This window comes from Parolsenella sp., assembly GCF_982402205.1.
This window is the reverse complement of the sequence record NZ_CEVYAT010000172.1, coordinates 1-2,884: the sequence shown is the minus strand read 5'-3', so window position 1 is coordinate 2,884 and position 2,884 is coordinate 1. Positions and strand designations below refer to the sequence as shown.

The 2,884-nt window shown below is 65.7% G+C and carries 2 protein-coding genes; one reads left to right on the top strand and one right to left on the bottom strand.

The window, feature by feature from the left end; all coding sequences use genetic code 11:
* Positions 1-241: 241 nt before the first annotated feature.
* Entirely contained in the window at positions 242-1,993 is a 1,752-nt protein-coding gene (locus AC1VTH_RS07645; protein ID WP_481335543.1) for a hypothetical protein, read from the bottom strand.
* Between the two features lie 76 nt (positions 1,994-2,069).
* On the opposite strand from AC1VTH_RS07645, the gene AC1VTH_RS07640 reads away from it, so the two are divergent.
* Positions 2,070-2,884: PHP domain-containing protein (locus AC1VTH_RS07640; RefSeq protein ID WP_481335542.1), on the top strand; the 815-nt coding region annotated here is incomplete at its 3' end.

Sequence of the window (2,884 nt, the reverse complement as noted above, 5' to 3'; positions counted from 1 at the left end):
CAAGGTCGTAGACCCTCAGCGTTATGCGGCCGACATGGCGCCCCGCCGCCGCCTTGCCGTCGAGCTCACCGAGAAGAACCAGATCCGCAAGTTCGCGAAGTACTATCCCGAGCCCACCGAGACCTCGTTCTAGCGAGTCTTCCACAGGCGCCACGCCGCCTCATGCGCCATGCGCGAGCTCAGGCAAACGGGCTCCCCACGATAGCGTGGGGAGCCCGTTGTTCATTCGGCGCCGCTCGATCTATGCAGCGTAGGTAAACCTGTAGACGTACAGGTCAACGCCTGGGTCGGCAGAGCTGGGACCAAGGTCCTCGACCACGCTCGCCAGGACCTCGCGTCCGGAGTGCTCGGCAAGGTACGTGCGGATGAGCTCCATGTTCGTGGGGTTGAGAACCGCCACCATGTTGCTCTTCTCGGGAAGCTGCTGGAGCAGGTCACCGCCCTCGATGCCCCAGCGCTCGAGCAAGGTGGCCCAGGGCGCGGTGTGGTTCTCCCAACCACCCACCTGAATCATGTTTTCGGGATACTCCCAGCCCTCGAGGTCAAAGGCCGTGAGCCCGCGAAACATGATTGTCTGGGTGCGGCCAAAGACAACGAGCTCGTTGGGGTGGTCGGCCACGTAGGAACGGGCCGCCTCGGTTGTCTGGGCGCTGCCACGCGTGGCCAGGGGACGAATCGAGGCATACCAGAACGCACCGCAGACGCCCAGGGAGAGCACCACGGACGCAATAACGGCGAGAAGCGCAGGCGAGGCGGCGACATCCGGCATCGGGGCAACGTGACGCCCATGGACCCGCTCGGTCTTCCCAACGGTCGAGATCAGGGCGAGAACCGCGACGGCAATGAGCGGGATCACGACGTGCAGACGCACGCGGGCGCGCAGGATGAGCAGGACGCAGCTCACCGCGAACATGACCACGATGCCTGCGACAAGCGCATGCACGCCGCCACGCTCCCCACGGTGGAGCAGCCACCCGTAGGCAGCCACAACCGCCACCATGCCCACGAGCAGGTAGGTGGTCTTGGCGCGCAGGGAAGCGCCAACGTTAGAAAGGCCCAGGTGATCCGAGGCGGGGGCAAGGCGCTCGAACAGGTCGGTATCAAAGACGGAATCATCGGCAAAGAGCCAGCTCTGGAGCACCGCGACATCGTTGTCGGACAGCTCGGGGGCAAGCTCCCGCACCTGTTCGACCGTCATGTCGGGATAGTCGAGGACGTTGCGGCCGGCATCGAGGTAGGAGGCATAGCCCTCCCAGCCGGGCGTGTGGTCATAAGCGAATCGACCGGCAAACGCGCAGGCGGCAATGAGAAGAAGGACCACCGCACCTCGAGCGATCGAGGCAAGATTGCGATTCTTCGCAATGACCCACAGGGCAAACGGGGCAAAGATGGCAATGGTGGCAAGGCCGCTCTCGGGTCGCAGGGCATAGCCCAGAACAACGAGCAGGACGCCCAGGATATCCGAGATGCCAACGGATTGCGGGCCATCGAAGGCGGCGCGGCGTATCACGAGCATGAGACCGGCGGCGCAGGCAAGAAACGCCACGATGGCGTACGTGAGGTAGAGCGTACAGATGACCTCGAACACGAAGAGGATGGCGAGGCTTGCCACACAGAGGTTCGCGCTCATGCGCGAACGCAGCACCTCGTCATAGGCAGCCCAAAACGAGGCAACCGTAAGCAGAAGGAGGAGCAGGGCATACCAAGGCACCTGTGGAAGAATCGAGTAGAGCGCACCGAGCGGAGCGCTCACCAGCACGAGAGAGTAGGGCATGAGCAGGCTAGGGCCCGCGGCAAGAAACTTTCCGCTCGCATAGAGCTGCTGGACAAACTCGTCCGGGCACATGGGATAGACTGGCGTAGCGAGCACACAGAGGAGCACCACGGGCACGAGGGCGGCGAGCAACCCGCCCCCGATTCGAATTCCGGGTTTCCTCAGCCTAGCCAGCAGGCTCTCCCTAACGGGCTTCTCGGCGGCGTTGGCTCGGGTCATTGCCCCTCCCCTCAAAACGGTTGTATGTTTTAAGGATAGTTCAAAGACTCATTTTTCTCCGCCACAAGGAGCCACCATGAACACGCCGCTCGTCGACTGCCACACGCACACGTCGTTCTCGGACGGCACCTCGACGTTTGAGGAGAACGTGCGGGCCGCCGCGGCCGCGGGGCTCTCCGTGCTGGCCTGCACCGACCACCTGACGCTGTCCGCAAGCATGGAGCGCGTGGCAGACGCGCAGGTGCCCCTCGACCGGCTGTGCGAGCACCGCGCCGCCTTCGAGGCCGCCCGCGAGCTCGCCGCCGAGGTGGCGCCCGGCCTCGAGCTTGTTCGCGGCTTTGAGTGCGACTGGTACCCGGGCTGCGAGCCCAACGTGGCCCGCTGGGCGCAGGACGCACCCTTTACCCTGGGCAGCGTCCACTGGGTGGGTTCCGCCGGCAACGTGGAGGCCGGCGCCACGGGCCAGCCCGGGACCGAGGATGTGGAGCTTGCCGGGCAACCCGGCAGCGCCACAGGCTGGATCGACTTCTCCGATGACCTGCACATATGGCAGGAGCTGGGCCCAGACGAGGTCTGGCGCCGCTACGTCGACGCCTGGTGCGCGGCCTGCGAGAACCCGCTCGGCTTCTCGTCGATGGCCCACCCCGACCTGCCCGCGCGCTTTGCCAACGACGGCCTCGCGCCCACGATCGACCTGGCACCCCTCTGGGAGCGCATGGCCGCGTGCGCCCACGACACGCACCGCCACGTCGAGGTGTCGAGTGCAGGCCTGCGCAAGTCGACCGGCGCCTTCTACCCCAGCGCGGGCCTGCTGCGCGCCTTCGCCCGCGCCGAGGTGCCCCTCACCATGGGAAGCGATGCCCATCGCAGCTGCGACGTGGGCCACGGCAT